Raw genomic sequence first — 15,876 nt, forward strand, 5'->3', positions numbered from 1 at the left:
AAAAGCCGGGCGGCCCGTCAAGGCAGCGCCGCGGCATTGGAAACCCGAAAAGCCGGATCAGATCGGATTTGATCAAACCCCCGGGGGGACCGCAAGGTGGCGCGGATGGGCCGCCGGTGCAAGGGAGACAGGGCCGCGTTCCCCACTTTTGCCGCAGAAAATGGCAGCAGAAAAAAATTCTCCCGCCCACCCAAATCGGGTTTTACCCGAGTTGGGCATCCTAATTATCGAAGTCGGATAAATCCACTTCGATTGAAATCAGGGGCGGGAGAGGCTGGGGAGGAGCCAAGTCCCAAAGGAACGGATCCCAAGGAGGTCCTGTTCCTAGCTAGCCGCTATTCCTGCAATTGCCGCTTCAGCGACTCGACCTCTTCGGACAGCGCCGTATCCCGGGCCACCAGTGCTTCGATCTTGCGCACGGCGTGCAGCACGGTGGTGTGGTCGCGTCCGCCGAACCGGCGGCCGATCTCCGGCAACGAGCGCAGCGTCAGCGTCTTCGCCAGATACATCGCGACCTGACGCGGGCGGACGACGTTCGCGGTCCGGCGGGACGACAGCAGGTCCGAACGGCTGACGTTGTACTGCCGCGCGACCACCCGCTGGATGTCCTCGATCTTGATCCGCTTCGGTTCCTGCGGACGGATCAGGTCGCGCACCTCGCGCTCGGCCATTTCCAGCGTCACCGGCTGGTTGTTGAGCTTGGAGTGGGCGAGCAGACGGTTGATGGCGCCTTCGAGGTCGCGGCCATTATGGGTGATGGTGCGCGCCAGATAATCCAGCACCGTTTCCGGCACATCGAAGCTCGCGTGATGCGCGCGGGCCGCTGCCACGCGCGACTTGAGGATTCCGAGCCGCAGCTCTTCGCCGAGCGAACCCATTTCCACGACGAGCCCGCCGGCCAGTCGCGAGCGCACGCGGTCGTCGAGGCTTTCCAGATCGGACGGCGGACGGTCGGCGGCGATCACCACCTGGCGGCCGGCATCGATCAGCGCATTCAGCGTGTGGCAAAACTCGGCCTGGGTCGACTTGCCCTGCAGGAACTGCAGGTCGTCGATCACGAGCACGTCGATGCCGCGCAGCGCTTCCTTGAAGGCCAGCGCCGTCTGCGTCTTCAGCGCGGCGACGAAGCCGTACATGAACTTCTCGGCGGTGAGATAGAGCACCTTGCGCTCGCTGCCCGAATTGCCGGCCCACGTCACCGCCTGCAACAGATGGGTTTTGCCGAGGCCGACGCCGGCGTGAATGTAGAGCGGGTTGAACATCACGGGATCGCCGCGGCGTCCTTCGGCGACCTGACGCGCGGCGGCATGCGCCAGCGTGTTGGAACGGCCGATCACAAAACTTGCAAAGGTCAGGCGCGGGTCGAGCGGTGAGCCGCCGAGCGCATCATGGCTGGCGGATACCGGCGCCGTCGCGGTCGCGCGCAATTCAGGCGCGAGCCGGCCATTGGCCTGCTCGGCGCGGCGTTGATCGGCCGGCGCGGTTGCTTCCTTGGCGGGCGCGGCAGATCGCATCGCCGTGCGCACGGTGAGGTCGATCCGGTGCACTTCCGGCATCTCGGCCTGCCAGCAGGTCAGGACACGATCGGCATAATGCGCCTGGATCCAGCTCTTGAGGAACCGGGTCGGCACCGACAGACGCACGGCTTCGTCCTGCACGCCTTCCAGATCCATGCGCGCAAACCAGCTCGTATAGACGTCTTCGCCCACACTCGTCCGCAACCGCCCCTTCACGCGCGACCAGCGATCCTGTTCCATATTTGTCATTGCCTGAGAACTTTTCTGAATGAGTAATAGTATTTTGCGAAATCGTCTGGCGGCTGCCCTGCAGGTTTCCTGCCAGACGTGACCTCGACATGGCGCTTCAATCACCTTTCAGACATAGATCGGGCGTGCAGCGGAATCGCTGTTTGCTCAGATCAAAGGCTGGAAGGAGTGAAAGGCTGCCGCGAGGTCAGCGCGTACTCGACGGTCTACCCGGAGCTCGCGTAGGGCGGCAAAATACGTTGTTCTGGGATTCTGAAGCGTTCAGGGTTTCTGAAGCTGTCTCGATGGAAATGAGTGTGTCGAATGTCGCGTTGATTCCGTAAAGCATAGTNACCTCCCCCTCTCGCCGCGAGAACGCGCGGCGAGCAATCAGATCACCAGTGTNTTTCAAAGCCAGTCTGCCGCTACCGAACATCCGCTTGTTCGTTGCTGCGCCGCCGCGTACCTCAGTCTGTCGTCTTCAACACGTTCACAAGCTTCGCGTTCCCCATCGCTGCATCGTCGGTAAGCATCTCATTCCCCTTGTCCGGAGCGCGCTTGCAACGTGAGCGCCACGCCGGGAAATTTAGACACAGAACAACCGTTCTCATATTGCTATGAGTTACCAACTCAGCTTCGCTTGGAAAGCGTCGCTAACGCGCACACCGCCGCCGATTTGCACGTCCGCTCTTGGGTCTCATACCGCGCTGGTCAGGAGAGCCTTGAACGTCGCGAACGAGTTACAAATACACCAAGCGCGATTTCTGACAATCCGTGATTCGTCGCTGTTGCCGGACTCATTCGCGGTGTTGCAACGCTGCAATTGCGAAACTCCACACCAAGTTTTTGAATCAGCGCAGAGAATCCGGCGGCGCGAACGCGCGTGACAGTTTTCGCTGCACTCGCAAAATTTTTTAAGAAACCGTTACAATCGTGGTTACCGCGACCGTTTTTCAAAACGCTTGTCCTCGCTATGTGGATAAGTGATTAGCGAGACGAAGTTTTTCGGAATTGCTTTTGAAGGGTAACCCTTCGCGGTGGAAGAAGCCGGCGTCGGATTTGGTGGTCGTTGTGATCGCGCCTTTCGCAACTGCGCACGACAACGCCGCTGCAATAAGTTGCACCTCGTAAAATTACGGGTGCGAGAAATGTGACACGTAAGCCGGTGTCCAGCAACGAGACAATTCGAATTGTCACGGTCGGTCCCGCGCGTGTCTTTCAGTGTGTGCCCGAAAGTCAACAGAATGCACGCGCGCGGCGAACTCGATTTTGCGTTCGTGCGCACCACCAAAAAAAGAAAAGCCCGGCGAAGCCGGGCTTTGACGAATATCGATTTCTGTCAGCTCACTTCGCGAGCTTGGCGATCGCGTGAGTCAGACGCGACACCTTCCGGCTCGCATTGTTCTTGTGAATGATGTTGCGCTGCGCCGCCTGCATCAGTTCCGGTTCCGCGCGCTTCATTGCTTCCAGGGCTGCATTGCGATCGCCGCTCTTGATCGCTTCCTCGACGGTGCGGACCGCGCCACGCATCTGGGTGCGGCGGGACTTGTTGACGATGGTGCGGCGGGCAATCTTGCGGGTCGCCTTCTTGGCGGAAGTGGTATTGGCCATGTTCTCAACTATCCTTCGGCTGTCATCGCTCGGGTGGTCGGCCCTTGAGCGCGCCGGCCGTTCAAATTGCGTGGACGCTGGTTGTGTTTCCAGGGTGTTCTGACGTAGCCGTTCTTGAGGATGCCATGGACGGAAGCCAAAATGCTTCCGAAGGCGGCGCTGCTCAAAGAACAGCGGCGGCGGGATTGCGCCCGCCGCCATTGGGGGTCTTATAGAGGGCGCATTCTGCACCGTCAACGCTTTCCGCCCTCTTTGGGGGACCGGAAAAGGGGGCGTAAAGGGCGCCTAAGGTGCTGATGAGGTTGAATTTCCGGGGTACCCCCGGTATTGGCTGACGGCCTTTTTGGGGCAACAGATATAAGGTGACGCATGATCCGCGGTTTTTTCCGGCTTATTGGCCTCCTGCTCCTGGCCGGCGGATTCATCTTCATGGTCTATGACGGCGCCCGTTTCGTCGCCGACCAGACCCTGCGGTTCACCCGATTTGGCCAGTTCTGGAACGACGTCCATCAGTCCAGCCAGCTCGCGTTCCGGACCTGGCTGGAGGGCATCTCGCCCTGGCTCTGGAACAGCGTCGTCAAGGTCCTGCTGGATCAGCCGGTGTTCGCCGTCCTGGGCGTGGTCGGCGTTCTACTCATGATCCTGTTCCGGCCCCGCAAGCCGTTGATCGGCTATTCGCGGGACTGACCGGACCACGGCTCCTGCCCAGCCGCGTAACAGGGCTGCGGCTTCAGGCGTAAAGACATATATAGAAGTCCAACCGGCCGACGCGCATCGTCGCGTCCGCCGATGTCCCGCCTGGAGGTATTCCATGTTGTTCATGCGCAAGACCACCGCGCTGCCGAGCGCAGCCGAAGCGCTGCCGGGCCGTGCCGCTCCGATACCGACCGCGACAACGCACTTCGTCAACGGCCGCAAGCTGCAGCCGCCCTATCCCGCGGGCCTCGAGCAGGCCGTGTTTGGCCTCGGCTGTTTCTGGGGCGCGGAGCGCAAGTTCTGGGAACTCGGTGACGGCATCCATGCCACCGCTGTCGGCTATGCCGGCGGGCATACGCCCAATCCGACCTATGAAGAGGTTTGCTCGGGCCGCACCGGACATACCGAAGTGGTGCTGGTCGTGTTCGATCCGAAGAAGCTCTCCTACGAGCAGCTCCTGAAGACGTTCTGGGAAAATCACAACCCGACGCAGGGCATGCGTCAGGGCAATGATGTCGGCACCCAGTATCGTTCGGCGATCTACACGTTCGGCGATGCGCAGCGCCAGGCCGCCGATGCGTCGAAGGCGATGTATCAAAAGGCACTGGCCGCCAAGGGACTCGGCGCCATCACCACCGAGATCGCGCCGTCGGGCGAGTTCTATTTCGCCGAGGACTATCATCAGCAATATCTCGCCAAGAACCCGGCGGGCTATTGCGGACTGGGCGGCACCGGCGTGTCGTGCCCGATCGGCGTCGGCGCGATCGCCTGATCGGTTGCTTTTCTCTCCCCGCAAGCGCGGGGAGAGTGAGGCTCATTGATTCCACCTCCGATCGCAAAAAACCCTTTATTAACCATACCCGGTGCAAGACTAGAGCTGTCTCGCTTTGAGGGATGGCTCCGGTGCGGGTTGTACGCGCGTTTCGAATACCGATCACTGCGATCATCACGGCGCTCGCGCTGTCGGGCTGCATGCACACGTCCGGCCCGGTCGCTGTCGCGCCGCAAGGCGATCTCGATTCCGTGGCTTACGGTTCGCCTGGCGGCCCGCCGCCGCAGGCGGCCGTGGCAGATTCCGGCAGCGGCGGCGGTGCCGTCGCCGCGCTTCGCACCGCCTTCGCCTCCGCGCCAGGTGCGGCGCCGCCGGCCGTCGTGATGGCCGCGCCTGTCGCCTATGCCGAACCCGCTCCGGCGCAACACGATGCGGCCTACCATCTCGACGCCGGCGACAAGCTGCGCGTCGTTGTCTACGGTCAGGAAGGTCTCACCAACACCTATGCCGTCAGCGCTGGCGGCTCGATCACGATGCCGCTGATCGGTTCGGTGCCGGCGCGCGGCCGTACCACGGCGGGGCTGGCAGCGGGGGTCGCCNGCCGGCTTCATCAGGGAACCGTCTGTCGCCGTCGAGATCGAGGCCTATCGTCCCTTCTTCATTCTCGGCGAGGTCGCAGCACCCGGCCAATATCCGTACGTCCCCAACATGACGGTCGAGAGCGCGGTGGCGATCGCCGGCGGTTTCTCGCCGCGGGCCCGCCGCGACAGCGTCACGGTCACGCACACCGATGCGTCCGGTACGTCGCGCTTCGTTGTTCCGCCCGGCAGCCCGATCAGCCCAGGCGATACCGTGCTCGTCAGCGAACGCTGGTTCTAGCGCGCACAGCCGTCGCATCGTTTTTTGCTGCGGCTGTATTCCTGAGCGTGTGTGTCAGGCAAATGCCTCGCATTTGACCAGGAAAATTCATCATTCGTTTCGTGCCGGCGTGGACGCTGCGTTCCGCATCACGTTGCAGTCTCAATCTGAACGGAATGGTCCAACTTGCGGTGGCAGACGTGCGGCTCCGCACGTGCCCGGAAGTTCTGCGGTAGTGTCTCGCCGGGTTCGGATGCGGTGAATTGGCGCTATGCGCTGAATGCGCTCGAAACCATGTTCCATCTTGCGCTGCAGCGATGTAGAAACTCGTCGTTCAATCGAGGCGCGCCGGTTTGTCGGTCGAGTGCCTGCAATCCGGAGTATGACCATGAACTATCACTTGCCGGTCAGCGTGGTGCGCGCGGCGACTGCGGCAGTATTGCTTGCTTCCATCGCCGTGACGGCCTTGTGCGCCTCTTCGCACCAGGCTGCGGCGGCGGATGCTTATCCGAGCCGGCGCATCACCTTCGTCGTGCCGTATCCCGCGGGCGGCGCGACCGACGTCTTGGCTCGCCTGCTTGCCAATAAATTGCAGGAGGCGTGGAAGCAGACCGTCGTCGTCGAGAACAAGTCCGGCGGCGGCGGCGTGGTCGGCAATGATTACGTCGCCAAGGCGCAGCCCGACGGCTACACCGTGCTGGTCGGCATTACGCAGATCATTCAGGCGCCGAGCCTCATGGGGAAGCTGCCCTATGATGTGTTCAAGGATCTCGCGCCGGTCACGCAGGCCGGGCTATCGACCATCGTTCTGGTGGTTCCGGAGCAGCAGCCGATCAAGTCCGTCAAGGAGCTGGTCGATTATGCCAAGGCTAATCCCGGAAAGCCTTACGGCACCTTCGGCAACGCCACGACATCGCATCTCTATGGCGAACTCCTCAAGAAGGTCGCCGATATCGACATGACCCACGTGCCCTATCGCGGCTCGGCTCCTCTCACGAACGACCTGCTCGCCAACACGGTTACCTCGGCGTTCCAGGACCTGACCACGGCGAGCGCGCAAATCAAGGCGGGCAAGCTCAGGGCGCTGGCGGTCGGCGGCGAGAACCGCAGGAAGGCGTTGCCCGACGTGCCGACGATGGGCGAACTCGGTTACCCCGGTTTTGAAATCGAAGGCTGGCTCGGCGTGTTCGTGCCCGCCGCAACGCCCAAGGAGATCGTGAAGAAGCTTTCGGACGAACTTGCCCGCATCATCGCCTCGCCCGAGGGCGTCGCCGGGCTCGAGACGCTCAGCCTCGTGCCGGTCGGTGGATCGGCGGAAACGTTCGAGAAGGTCCTGCGTCGCGACTACGAGAAATGGGCCGATGTCGTGAAGGCAACCGGCGTCAAGGGCGAGTGAGGCGTTAGTTGCAGTTCGTCATGCCGGGATGGTCCGAAGGACCAGACCCGGAATCTCAAGATTCTCTGGTGCGCAATTGCGCACCAGAGTTCGATGCTGGCGCATCGCCCCGGAAGGACGGCGGAGAGTAGCCCTACTTCTTCAGATGCTTCGCGAAAAACGCCAAGCTCCGCGGCCAGGCGATATCGGCGCTGGCCTTGTCGAAGCTCGCCCGTTCGTCGCAGTGAAAGCCGTGCTGCGCGCCGGGATAGATATGGACTTCGACCTCCGGTCGCTTGGCCTTGATGGTCTCGACATCCGTCAGCGGAATGCCGGCATCCTTTTCGCCGAAATGTAGCTGCGTCGGTACGTTAGGCTTGTCGTCAGCAAAGCGGACGACAGCGCCACCGTAATAGCCGACCGCGGCCGACAGGCCAGACAGCTTGGTCGCCGCCGCATAGGCGATGCTACCGCCGAGGCAGAAGCCGATGATGCCGATCGGTCCGACATCCTTCACCGCATCGATCGCGGACTGGGTGTCGCGCAGCATGGCGGCCCAGTCGGGATTGGCGATGAATTTTCGCGCGGTCGCGATCTCGTCCGGCGAATAGCCGCACTGGAAGTTCGGCTGGGTGCGATCGAAGATCGACGGTGCAATCGCGACATAGCCTTCAGCCGCCAGCCGGTCGCAGACCGTGCGGATGTGGTGATTGACGCCAAAGATCTCCTGGATCACGACGATGGCCGCTTTCGGCGCGCCGGCGGGATCGGCGCGATAGCCGCCCAGTTTGAAACCGTCCGAAGCCGTCAGTTTGATATCCTGTCCCACGGGTCATCCCTTCTTGTTTGGGTTGTTTGAGTGTCACGAAGTCGGTTGCGAGGATCCGTTCGAGAAGCGGCTACTGCCACATCCAGTTGTGACCCCAGTCGCCTTTCCAGCCGGCCAGCCGTCCCTTGCGGAATTGCAGGAAGAGCCGGTCCTTCTTGTAGAACAACCCACTGCCGCCGATGTTGCGGAAGGCGAGGAAGATTTCATGGCCCGGACGTCCCCGGACATAATTGAGCCGGACGCCGAGCGCGCGCGCCGCTTCCTCCGCGTCCATGCCGAATGCCAGCGGAATGTTGTTCGACAGCGTTTCGGTGAAGGGCGGCGGGCAGGGGCCGCCGAACGGCGGCAAGTGCTGCGCGGCAGCTTGCGAAAAGCTGCCTGCGATCAGCGCGAGGGCGAGAGCGACTGTCTTCATGAGATGGCTTTCTGTCCTGCCTTGACATCGAGGCTGTCGAGGAACGGCAGCACGGCATCGATGAAGGCCTGCGGCTGGTCGATATTGACGGCGTGGCCGGCAGCCGGGATCACCACCTTCTGCGCGCCGGGAATCTTGGCTGCCATGTAGTCGGAGGCGGCGAGGAACGGCGTGTCGTCGGCGCCGACCATTATCAGCGACGGCACCTTGATATCGGGCAGGGACTCGATCACGCGAGCATCGCGCTGAGTCAGCATGCCGCGCGCGGCGCGCGCCAGCCCGGACGCATCGCGATGGGTGACGCTGGAGCGTTCGCGGCTGGCCGATTTCAGGACCGCCAGTCCCTCGCGCTCGAAGCGATCGCCGGTGTCATGCGCGCGCTTGTTCCAGACCTCGCGGGCATCGTCCTTCTTGAAGCCGGGGCCGGTATCGATGATCAGAAGTGCGCGGACGCGATCCGGATGGGTGCGATAGAACGCCAGCGACATGTAGCCGCCCAGCGATAACCCGCCGACGATCGCCGTGTCGGCGCCGACGGCATCGAGCAGCGCCGCCATGTCGGCGACCGTCAGCGCTTCGCTATAGGCCGCGGTATCCTCGGGGTAACCGGACTGGCCGTGGCCGCGCATGTCCCACAACACGAGCTTGTGATGCTTCGACAAGGCTTCGATCTGGCCCTGCCACATCCCGCTGGTCGAGGAATAGCCGTGAGTCAGCAACAGCGGTGGGCCGGAGCCGTGAACCTCGTAATAGATCCTCACTCCGTCGCGATCGATTGTCGGCATTGTTGATTTCCCAAAGCAAATCCTGCGCAATTTTCGGCCCGGGCCGTCATCGCCTGCCGCATCCTAGCGCGATCTATTCGCGAATAGGAAATGCGGAAACGGAAGATGCGCCTGTCGCCGCGCGCGTGATTGACAAGCCCATGACAAAGCCTTCCCGCAGCGCACAAGCGGCATCCTCCAGCGCTCATTCCTTTCGAACGACTCCAAATGGCGCTGCCTCCGGGAAAGTTCGACCGGCGCCGGCGGTGACGGTGGTGGCTCCCGCGCTCGGCAACGCCATCTTCAATGCCTGCGGCGCGCGCATCTGCTCGCTGTGCTGAAGCGTTGAAGGCGAGCATAAAGGCGTAACATCGGAAAAGTATCGAACGGGACGATCCGCCGGGTGCCATGCTCCCGGCGGATTTGTGTTGGCACGGGTCGCAAGGTTCCCGCGAAGTGTCTCTGAATCATGCGCTTTTCCCGGAATGCCCGTGATGGGTGCTGCGCATGGCGAAAGGAATCGTTCAAATTTTAGCGTTTGCGGTAGTCCTCTTTCACGATGCCTCTTAAGCCCCGGAGAACTCCTTGTCCGCTAGCCTCGGTTGCACGTCATCACCGCTAGGGGTCCGGGGTTTTAATGACAACCGCCACCAACAAGACTTCGACCAAGCGCCGGCTGCTGCTGGCGTCGGATCGGAGCGATCAAAGCAGCGAACTCGCCAGCATTCTGCGATCGGTCGGCCAGGTCGACACCATCGCGACATCAGATATTCCCGACGCGCCGGAGCGTGATCTGGCGGGAATCGTGGTCGACATCAATCTGCGTTCGGCCGAGAGCGTGCAACTGGTACGCAACAAGCTGCGCGCCGAGGCCTATCGCGAGATGCCGCGGCTGTTCGTGCTGGCGGATGCGCTTCACCACGGATCGATGCAGGCGTGGGCGCTCGGCGCCACCGACACGATCGCGCGTCCGTTCGATGCGCAAGGCATCCTGCAGCGCATCCGCGCCGCGTTTCCCGACAGCGACGGATTCGACGAGACCGATCGCGGCAAGGCGCTGAACAGGGGCGTCGAGGCCGCGCATGCCGTGATGGTCAAGATCTTCGAGAAGCTGCCCGCCGGCGTTCCCCTGAAATTCACTGACATCGTCGAGGCCGAGAACAAGATCCTCAAGGCGATCAAGCATTCGTCCTTGCGTGAATGGCTGACCACGGTCGGCTGCCATCACGCCGGCAGCTACCGCCATTGCCTGTTCGTCACCGGCTTTGCGGTCGCCTATGCGCAGCATCTCGGCATGCGCGAGGACGACCAGCGCCGTCTTGCCCGCGCTGCGCTGCTGCACGACGTCGGCAAGGCCTTCATCCCGGTGGCGATCCTGGACAAGCCGGGCCCGCTGACGCTGGAAGAGATGGAAGAGATGCGCCAGCATCCGCGCCGCGGCTACGAGGCACTGTTCGCGCAAGGCGGCTTCCCGCCGGAGATGCTCGATGTGGTGCTGCATCACCACGAATTCCTCGACGGCACCGGCTATCCCAACGGTCTCAGCGGCAAGCAGATCAGCGACATCGTGCGGCTGACCACGATCGTGGACATCTACGCCGCGCTGGTCGAGAAGCGCGCCTACCGTCTGCAGTTCACCCACGCCCGGGCGTTCGGCATGATGGAAGAAATGGGCGACAAGCTCGACCAGCATCTGCTGCACGCCTTCCGCCCGGTGGCGTTCGGGTATTATTGATCGTCTGACTCTCGGCCGTCATTGCGAGGAGCGAAGCGACGAAGCAATCCATCCATCCGTTATGCNGCGATGGATTGCTTCGCTCCGCTCGCAATGACGGGGGAGAGGCCAGCCGCTCAACGCAAGCTTCAGGCCATGTTACCGCCTAGTTGTCGTTGATCATCGGCGACCATTCGCCGGTGAAGCATGATGGCGGGGCGCCCCATGGACACGACAGCGACCTCTAGCGGAAATCTCGACGTTCCCGCCGATATCGCGGCAACCCTGGTCGATCCGACCGCCTATGCCGACCATCGCATCCATGACAGCTATCGCTGGCTGCGCGCCAACAACCCGCTCGGCATCGCGCGGCCGGAAGGATTCGATCCGTTCTGGGTGGTGACGAAGCATGCGCATATCCAGGCCATCAGCCGCCAGAACGAGCTGTTCCACAATGCCGACCGTCCGACCACGCTGACGAACCGGGCGGTCGAGGAGCGCGTTCGCAAGATCACCGGCGGGCCCAATCTGGTGCGCTCGCTGGTGCAGATGGATGCGCCCGATCATCCGAAATACCGCGCGTTGACGCAGGGCTGGTTCATGCCCGCCAATCTCGGCAAGTTCGAAGGCCGCGTGCGCGAGATCGCGCGGGCCACCGTGCAGCGCATGCTCGACAAGGGTGGTGCCTGCGATTTCGTCGAAGATGTGGCCCTCGGCTATCCCCTGCACGTGATCATGGAAATTCTCGGCGTTCCCGAAAAGGACGAGCCGCGCATGCTCAAGCTGACGCAGGAGCTGTTCGGCCCGCAAGACCCCGATACGGCGCGAATCAGGGAAAAGCTGACGGCTGAGCAGTTCTCCGGGATGATGCAGGCAGTGGTGGCCGATTTCGGCGCCTACTTCCGCGCCATCACTGAGGACCGGCGGCGCAATCCGCGCGAGGATCTCGCCACCGTCATTGCGAACGCCAGGATCGGCGGCGACTACATGCCGGACCATGACGCCACCAGCTATTACATGATTGTCGCGACCGCCGGCCACGACACCACGTCATCCTCGACCGCCGGTGCGATCTGGGCGCTGGCGGAGGATCCTGCGCAATTCGAACAGGTGAAGGCCAATCCCGAATTGATTCCGGGGCTCGTCGACGAGGCGATCCGCTGGATGACGCCGGTGAAGCATTTCATGCGCTCGGCCACCGCGGACACCGAGCTCGGCGGACGCAAAATTGCAAAAGGCGATTGGCTGATGCTGTGCTACGCGTCCGGCAACCGTGACGAGGACGTGTTCGAGGAGCCGTATCAATTCCGCTGCGACCGCAAGCCGAACCGCCACGTCGCGTTCGGCTATGGCGCGCATCTCTGCCTCGGGCAGTATTTGGCGAAGCTGGAAATGCGAATTCTGTTCGAGGAGCTGCTGCCGCGGCTGAAATCGATCGCGCTCGATGGCGAGGTCAAGATGACGCAGGCGTATTTCGTCAATGGCCCGAAGAAGCTGCCGATCCTGTTCGAGGTGAATTGAAGAGATCAAGTAGGGTGGGCAAAGGCGCGCTTGCGCCAAGCCCACCCTTCTTGCGCCGGTGTCGATGAACGTGGGCCCGCCTTCGGCTTTGCCCACCCTGCGCACTAGCGTCCTTCCGCAAACGGTGGTGCCGCATACACCACCTTGCCGCCGACCATCGTCAGCACCGACCTGATCTTGCCAATATCGTTGACCGGGGCGGTCATGTAATCCGCCGACAGCACCGCGAGGTCGGCGAATTTGCCTGGCTCAAGCGTGCCGCGCTTGTCGTCGTCGTTCGCCATGAAGGCCGAATTGCGGGTGTACATTTCGAGTGCCTGGCGGCGGCTCGGGGCTTCTTCATCGCCTCGGGTCTTGGTGCCGCCGATGGTGGTGCCGTCGAGATACCATTGCAGCGACACGAAGGGATTGTAAGACGACACCCGGTGCGCGTCGGTGCCGGCGCCGACCACGAGTCCGAGCTTCATCGCGGTTGCGATCCTCGGCATCATCCTGGCCTGTTCGGCACCAACCTCCTTCTGCAGCCGCTCGCCACCGAAATAGAGCCCGTCCTGCACGCCCCAGATCAGCCCCAGCGACTTCATCCGTTTCAGACTGTCTTCCGAGGCGTTGTAGAGATGCAGCACGGCCCAGCGCAGATCGCGCACCGGATAGTCCTTGTCGATGCCCTCGATCACGTCGAGCAGGTCGTGGACGGTACGGTCCGGATTCCAGTGCAATTGAATCGTGTAACCATTCGATGCCGCCCAGCGCAGAAATTCCGCGAGCTTTGCCTTGCCGTCTGGCGTGATGTCGCCGTCGGTCCAGTCCGCCCAAATGATGATTTCGCCGGGGCCGTTGAAGTGCAGCATGGAATCGCCGAACCCCGGCGGCAGCAATTGTGTCAGGTTCTGCACATCGGCGAGCTCGCCGCCCGGCTTCGGGGAGCAGAGGTGATAGGCGACGCGTACGGTGAGCTGCTTGTCGCGCCACAGCTTGAACACGGCCTGATAGCTCGCGGGATACATGCTGACCCCGCCACCGTCGACAATGCCGGTTATGCCGAGGGTGTTCATCTCGCGGAAGAATTTCTTGGAGCCGTCGACCTGCTGCTCCATGGTCGGCTTTGGCAGCTTGTCGAAGATCCTGCCGAGCGCATTGCCGCCGGCTTCGATGATGCCGGTCGGCTTGTTGTCGCCGTCGCGCGCGAGCTTGCCGCCAGGCGTGACGTCATTGTCGTCGCGGATGTTCAGCGCCTCCATCGCCTTCGGCGACAGCAGCAGCCAGTCGTAGAGATGCTGGATGTAGACCGGATTGTCGGGAGCAATGGCGGCGACCTCGCTCGGCGTCGGCCGGCGCTTCTCGGCAAACTGCGCTTCGGTCCAGCCGCCCGCGACGACGATCCAGGAACCGGGACTCTGCGCCGTTGCCGCCGCGCGGATTTTCTCCAACGCATCTTTCAAGGTCGGTACGCCGATCCAGTTCACCTCGGTGCCGAACGTCAATGCCGCGCGGATGCCGTGGATGTGGCCGTCGGTCAGTCCGGGGATCACGGTGCGGCCGCCGAGATCGACCAGCCTTGCCTTGTCGCCGGCAAGCTTCTTCATCGCAGCCGATGTGCCGGTGGCAAGTATCTTGCCGTCCCCAATCGCGAGCGCTTCCTGCTGCGAAAAGTCCTTATCAACAGTCAGGATCTTGCCGTTGAACAGGATGGTATCGGCGGTCTGCGCCGACGCGACGGTCGCGAACGATGCAGCAATGATAGTTGCCGCGAGATAGCGAGCAAATTTAGCGGACCCTGATCCTAGCCACAGCATCATGCACTCTCCCCTGTACTTTTGATATTGTTCTTGGACCGCTGCCACGTCATTGCGACCAGCGAAGCGACGAAGCAATCCATGCTTCCGAGTGCGCGGAACGATGGATTGCCTCGCTTCGCTCGCAATGACGGGGCAAGGCTATTCCAGCATCTTCCGCAACTCCGCTTTCGCCACCTTCTCCAGCGTCGAGCGTGGCATGTCGTCGACGAAGTGAATCTCGCGCGGGACCTTGAAGTCGGCGAGGCCATTTCTGCACGCGGCCATCACCGTGTCATGCAGGTCGGCCGGCGCGCCCGCAACGCCGGCCTGCGGGATGATGAACACGACCGGCACCTCGTCCAGCATCGGGTGCTTCTTCGCCACTACAGCGGCCTCGCGCACGCCGGGCACGACAGCGATAACCTGCTCGATCTCGGAGGATGCGACATTCTCGCCGCCGACCTTAAGCATGTCCTTGGTGCGGTCGCCGAACTTGATGAACCCGTTCTCCAGCAGCGTGACGCGGTCGCCGGTGATGAAATAGCCATGCTCGTCAAAGCTTTCCCGCGTGGCCTTTTCGTTGTGCAGGTACTCGGCAAACAGCGACAGGCCGGGGATGCCCTTGATCAGGAGGTTGCCGGTGTCGCCGACTTCCGTCGGCGTTCCGTCGTCCTCGACGATGCGGATCCGATACTCGGGCGCGGCGCGGCCGATCGACATCGGTGTGTTGGGCTGGTCGACCTCGCCGACGATGCCGTGGGTGATGGTTTCCGTCATGCCCCACCAGCCGATCGTCTTGACGCCGAAGGCGGCGAACGGCGGCGGCTCCGATACCGCGGTGCCCCAGAGACGGAACTTGTGGTTCTTCGGAATCTCGTGCTCCAGCAGCGCCTTCATGCAGAACGGGATGGTCGAGGTCCAGGTGCAGTTGTGCTCCAGCGCCACGCTCCAGAACCGGCTGGCGGAAAAGCGCGGCTGGATCACGCAGGAGGCGCCAACCCACAGCGTTGCCAGCATCGAATAGGCCAGCGCGTTGGTGTGGAATAGCGGCAGATAGGTCTGGTGCACGTCGCCGGCATGCAGGTCCTCATGCGCGGCATTGATCTTGGCGCCCCACAGCGCGTTGGCGTGCGTCCACAGTACCGCCTTCGGCCGTGACGTGGTGCCGGAGGTATATTGGACGCTGCATGGCGCGAACGGATCGGTGGCGCGGCGCGGCCGGTCGGCGCTGTCGGCGAACAGGGATTCGAAACTGTCACCACGCGGCGCGCCTTGCGCAGGCTTAGCTCCGGCGTCATGCGAGATCACGGCGATCCAGCGCAGGCCGCGGCAATTGGCCGAGATCAGCTCGGCATAAGCGGGTTGGGTGATGGCGGCGACCGCGCCGCAATGGCCGGCGAAATACTCCATCTCCGCTGCCGCCGAGCGGGTGTTGGTGGTGACGGCAATCGCGCCGAGTTCGACGCAGGCAAACCAGGCCAGCATGGCCTCGATGCAATTGTCGAGATGGATCAGCACATATTCGCCGGGCTTCACGCCACGTTTGACGAGGCCCGCGGCAAGCGCGCCGACGCGCTCGTGGAATTCGCCGTAGGACCATTTCCGGGCCGGACCCTCGAACGGCGCCCAGATCAGGAAGGGATGGTTACGGCGGCTTTCGGCGCGCATCCGCAACAGCCAGGGAATGTCCAGCCCTGCGAATGGTCCGATAATGCCCGGCGCTGGCTGTGAAGCTGGCATGATCCCTCCCGTGCGGCCTTGCGGCAGCTCTTGATTTTGCTTGGAAGTAGTTCTGCCA

Annotated in this window: 13 protein-coding genes and 1 pseudogene; 7 read left to right on the top strand and 7 right to left on the bottom strand. The window is 62.6% G+C overall.

Annotated elements, in window-relative coordinates; genetic code table 11:
- Window positions 1-335: 335 nt before the first annotated feature.
- Together dnaA and rpsT are read right to left on the bottom strand one after the other, a co-directional pair.
- Entirely contained in the window at window positions 336-1,766 is a 1,431-nt protein-coding gene (gene dnaA / locus CQ14_RS37230; RefSeq protein WP_057862717.1) for a chromosomal replication initiator protein DnaA, read from the bottom strand.
- A gap of 1,323 nt (window positions 1,767-3,089) precedes the next feature.
- Window positions 3,090-3,356, bottom strand: a complete 267-nt coding sequence (gene rpsT, locus CQ14_RS37235; protein WP_028347803.1) for a 30S ribosomal protein S20 — start codon at window positions 3,354-3,356, stop codon at window positions 3,090-3,092.
- Window positions 3,357-3,725: 369 nt separating this feature from the next.
- Between rpsT and CQ14_RS37240 the strand changes: the two genes are divergently transcribed.
- The 5 genes and pseudogenes from CQ14_RS37240 (at window position 3,726) to CQ14_RS37255 (ending at window position 7,078) form a co-directional block, all read left to right on the top strand.
- A complete protein-coding gene (locus CQ14_RS37240) occupies window positions 3,726-4,043 on the top strand; it encodes a hypothetical protein (RefSeq protein ID WP_057862718.1) in 318 nt (105 codons plus the stop codon).
- 124 nt (window positions 4,044-4,167) lie between these two features.
- Complete coding sequence (gene msrA / locus CQ14_RS37245) at window positions 4,168-4,824, top strand: peptide-methionine (S)-S-oxide reductase MsrA (RefSeq protein WP_057862719.1); 657 nt, start codon at window positions 4,168-4,170, stop codon at window positions 4,822-4,824.
- Between the two features lie 131 nt (window positions 4,825-4,955).
- Window positions 4,956-5,423, top strand: a 468-nt coding sequence (locus CQ14_RS47315; protein WP_430650247.1) for a polysaccharide biosynthesis/export family protein, incomplete at its 3' end; no start/stop codon positions are given.
- Between the two features lies 1 nt (window position 5,424).
- Window positions 5,425-5,703: pseudogene (locus tag CQ14_RS47320) on the top strand (polysaccharide biosynthesis/export family protein); the annotation flags it as partial.
- Between the two features lie 367 nt (window positions 5,704-6,070).
- Entirely contained in the window at window positions 6,071-7,078 is a 1,008-nt protein-coding gene (locus CQ14_RS37255; protein ID WP_063800479.1) for a Bug family tripartite tricarboxylate transporter substrate binding protein, read from the top strand.
- A 133-nt stretch (window positions 7,079-7,211) separates the two neighbouring features.
- On the opposite strand, the gene CQ14_RS37260 is transcribed toward CQ14_RS37255, so the two are convergent.
- The 3 genes from CQ14_RS37260 to CQ14_RS37270 form a co-directional block, all read right to left on the bottom strand.
- Window positions 7,212-7,886, bottom strand: a complete 675-nt coding sequence (locus CQ14_RS37260) for a dienelactone hydrolase family protein (protein WP_057862721.1) — start codon at window positions 7,884-7,886, stop codon at window positions 7,212-7,214.
- Window positions 7,887-7,956: 70 nt separating this feature from the next.
- Window positions 7,957-8,301 carry a hypothetical protein gene (locus CQ14_RS37265; RefSeq protein WP_057862722.1) on the bottom strand — a complete coding sequence of 115 codons (345 nt, stop codon included), beginning with the start codon at window positions 8,299-8,301 and terminating at the stop codon, window positions 7,957-7,959.
- Entirely contained in the window at window positions 8,298-9,086 is a 789-nt protein-coding gene (locus CQ14_RS37270) for an alpha/beta fold hydrolase (protein ID WP_057862723.1), read from the bottom strand. The genes CQ14_RS37265 and CQ14_RS37270 overlap by 4 nt, the downstream gene beginning before the upstream one ends.
- Window positions 9,087-9,702: 616 nt before the next feature.
- Between CQ14_RS37270 and CQ14_RS37280 the strand changes: the two genes are divergently transcribed.
- Both CQ14_RS37280 and CQ14_RS37285 read left to right on the top strand, forming a co-directional pair.
- Window positions 9,703-10,800, top strand: a complete 1,098-nt coding sequence (locus tag CQ14_RS37280) for an HD-GYP domain-containing protein (RefSeq protein ID WP_057862725.1) — start codon at window positions 9,703-9,705, stop codon at window positions 10,798-10,800.
- 204 nt (window positions 10,801-11,004) lie between these two features.
- On the top strand, window positions 11,005-12,300 hold the full coding sequence (locus CQ14_RS37285) for a cytochrome P450 (RefSeq protein WP_057862726.1): 1,296 nt from the start codon (window positions 11,005-11,007) through the stop codon (window positions 12,298-12,300).
- A gap of 104 nt (window positions 12,301-12,404) precedes the next feature.
- Here the strand turns inward: CQ14_RS37285 and CQ14_RS37290 are convergent, their stop codons facing one another.
- Both CQ14_RS37290 and CQ14_RS37295 read right to left on the bottom strand, forming a co-directional pair.
- Window positions 12,405-14,099 (bottom strand): amidohydrolase, encoded by a 1,695-nt coding sequence (locus CQ14_RS37290; RefSeq protein ID WP_245320818.1) that lies wholly within the window; start codon window positions 14,097-14,099, stop codon window positions 12,405-12,407.
- A gap of 138 nt (window positions 14,100-14,237) precedes the next feature.
- Window positions 14,238-15,818, bottom strand: a complete 1,581-nt coding sequence (locus CQ14_RS37295) for an AMP-binding protein (RefSeq protein ID WP_057862727.1) — start codon at window positions 15,816-15,818, stop codon at window positions 14,238-14,240.
- Between the last annotated feature and the right edge of the window lie 58 nt (window positions 15,819-15,876).

The sequence above is a fragment of the Bradyrhizobium lablabi genome, assembly GCF_001440475.1.
Taxonomy (GTDB): Bacteria; Pseudomonadota; Alphaproteobacteria; order Rhizobiales; family Xanthobacteraceae; genus Bradyrhizobium; species Bradyrhizobium lablabi.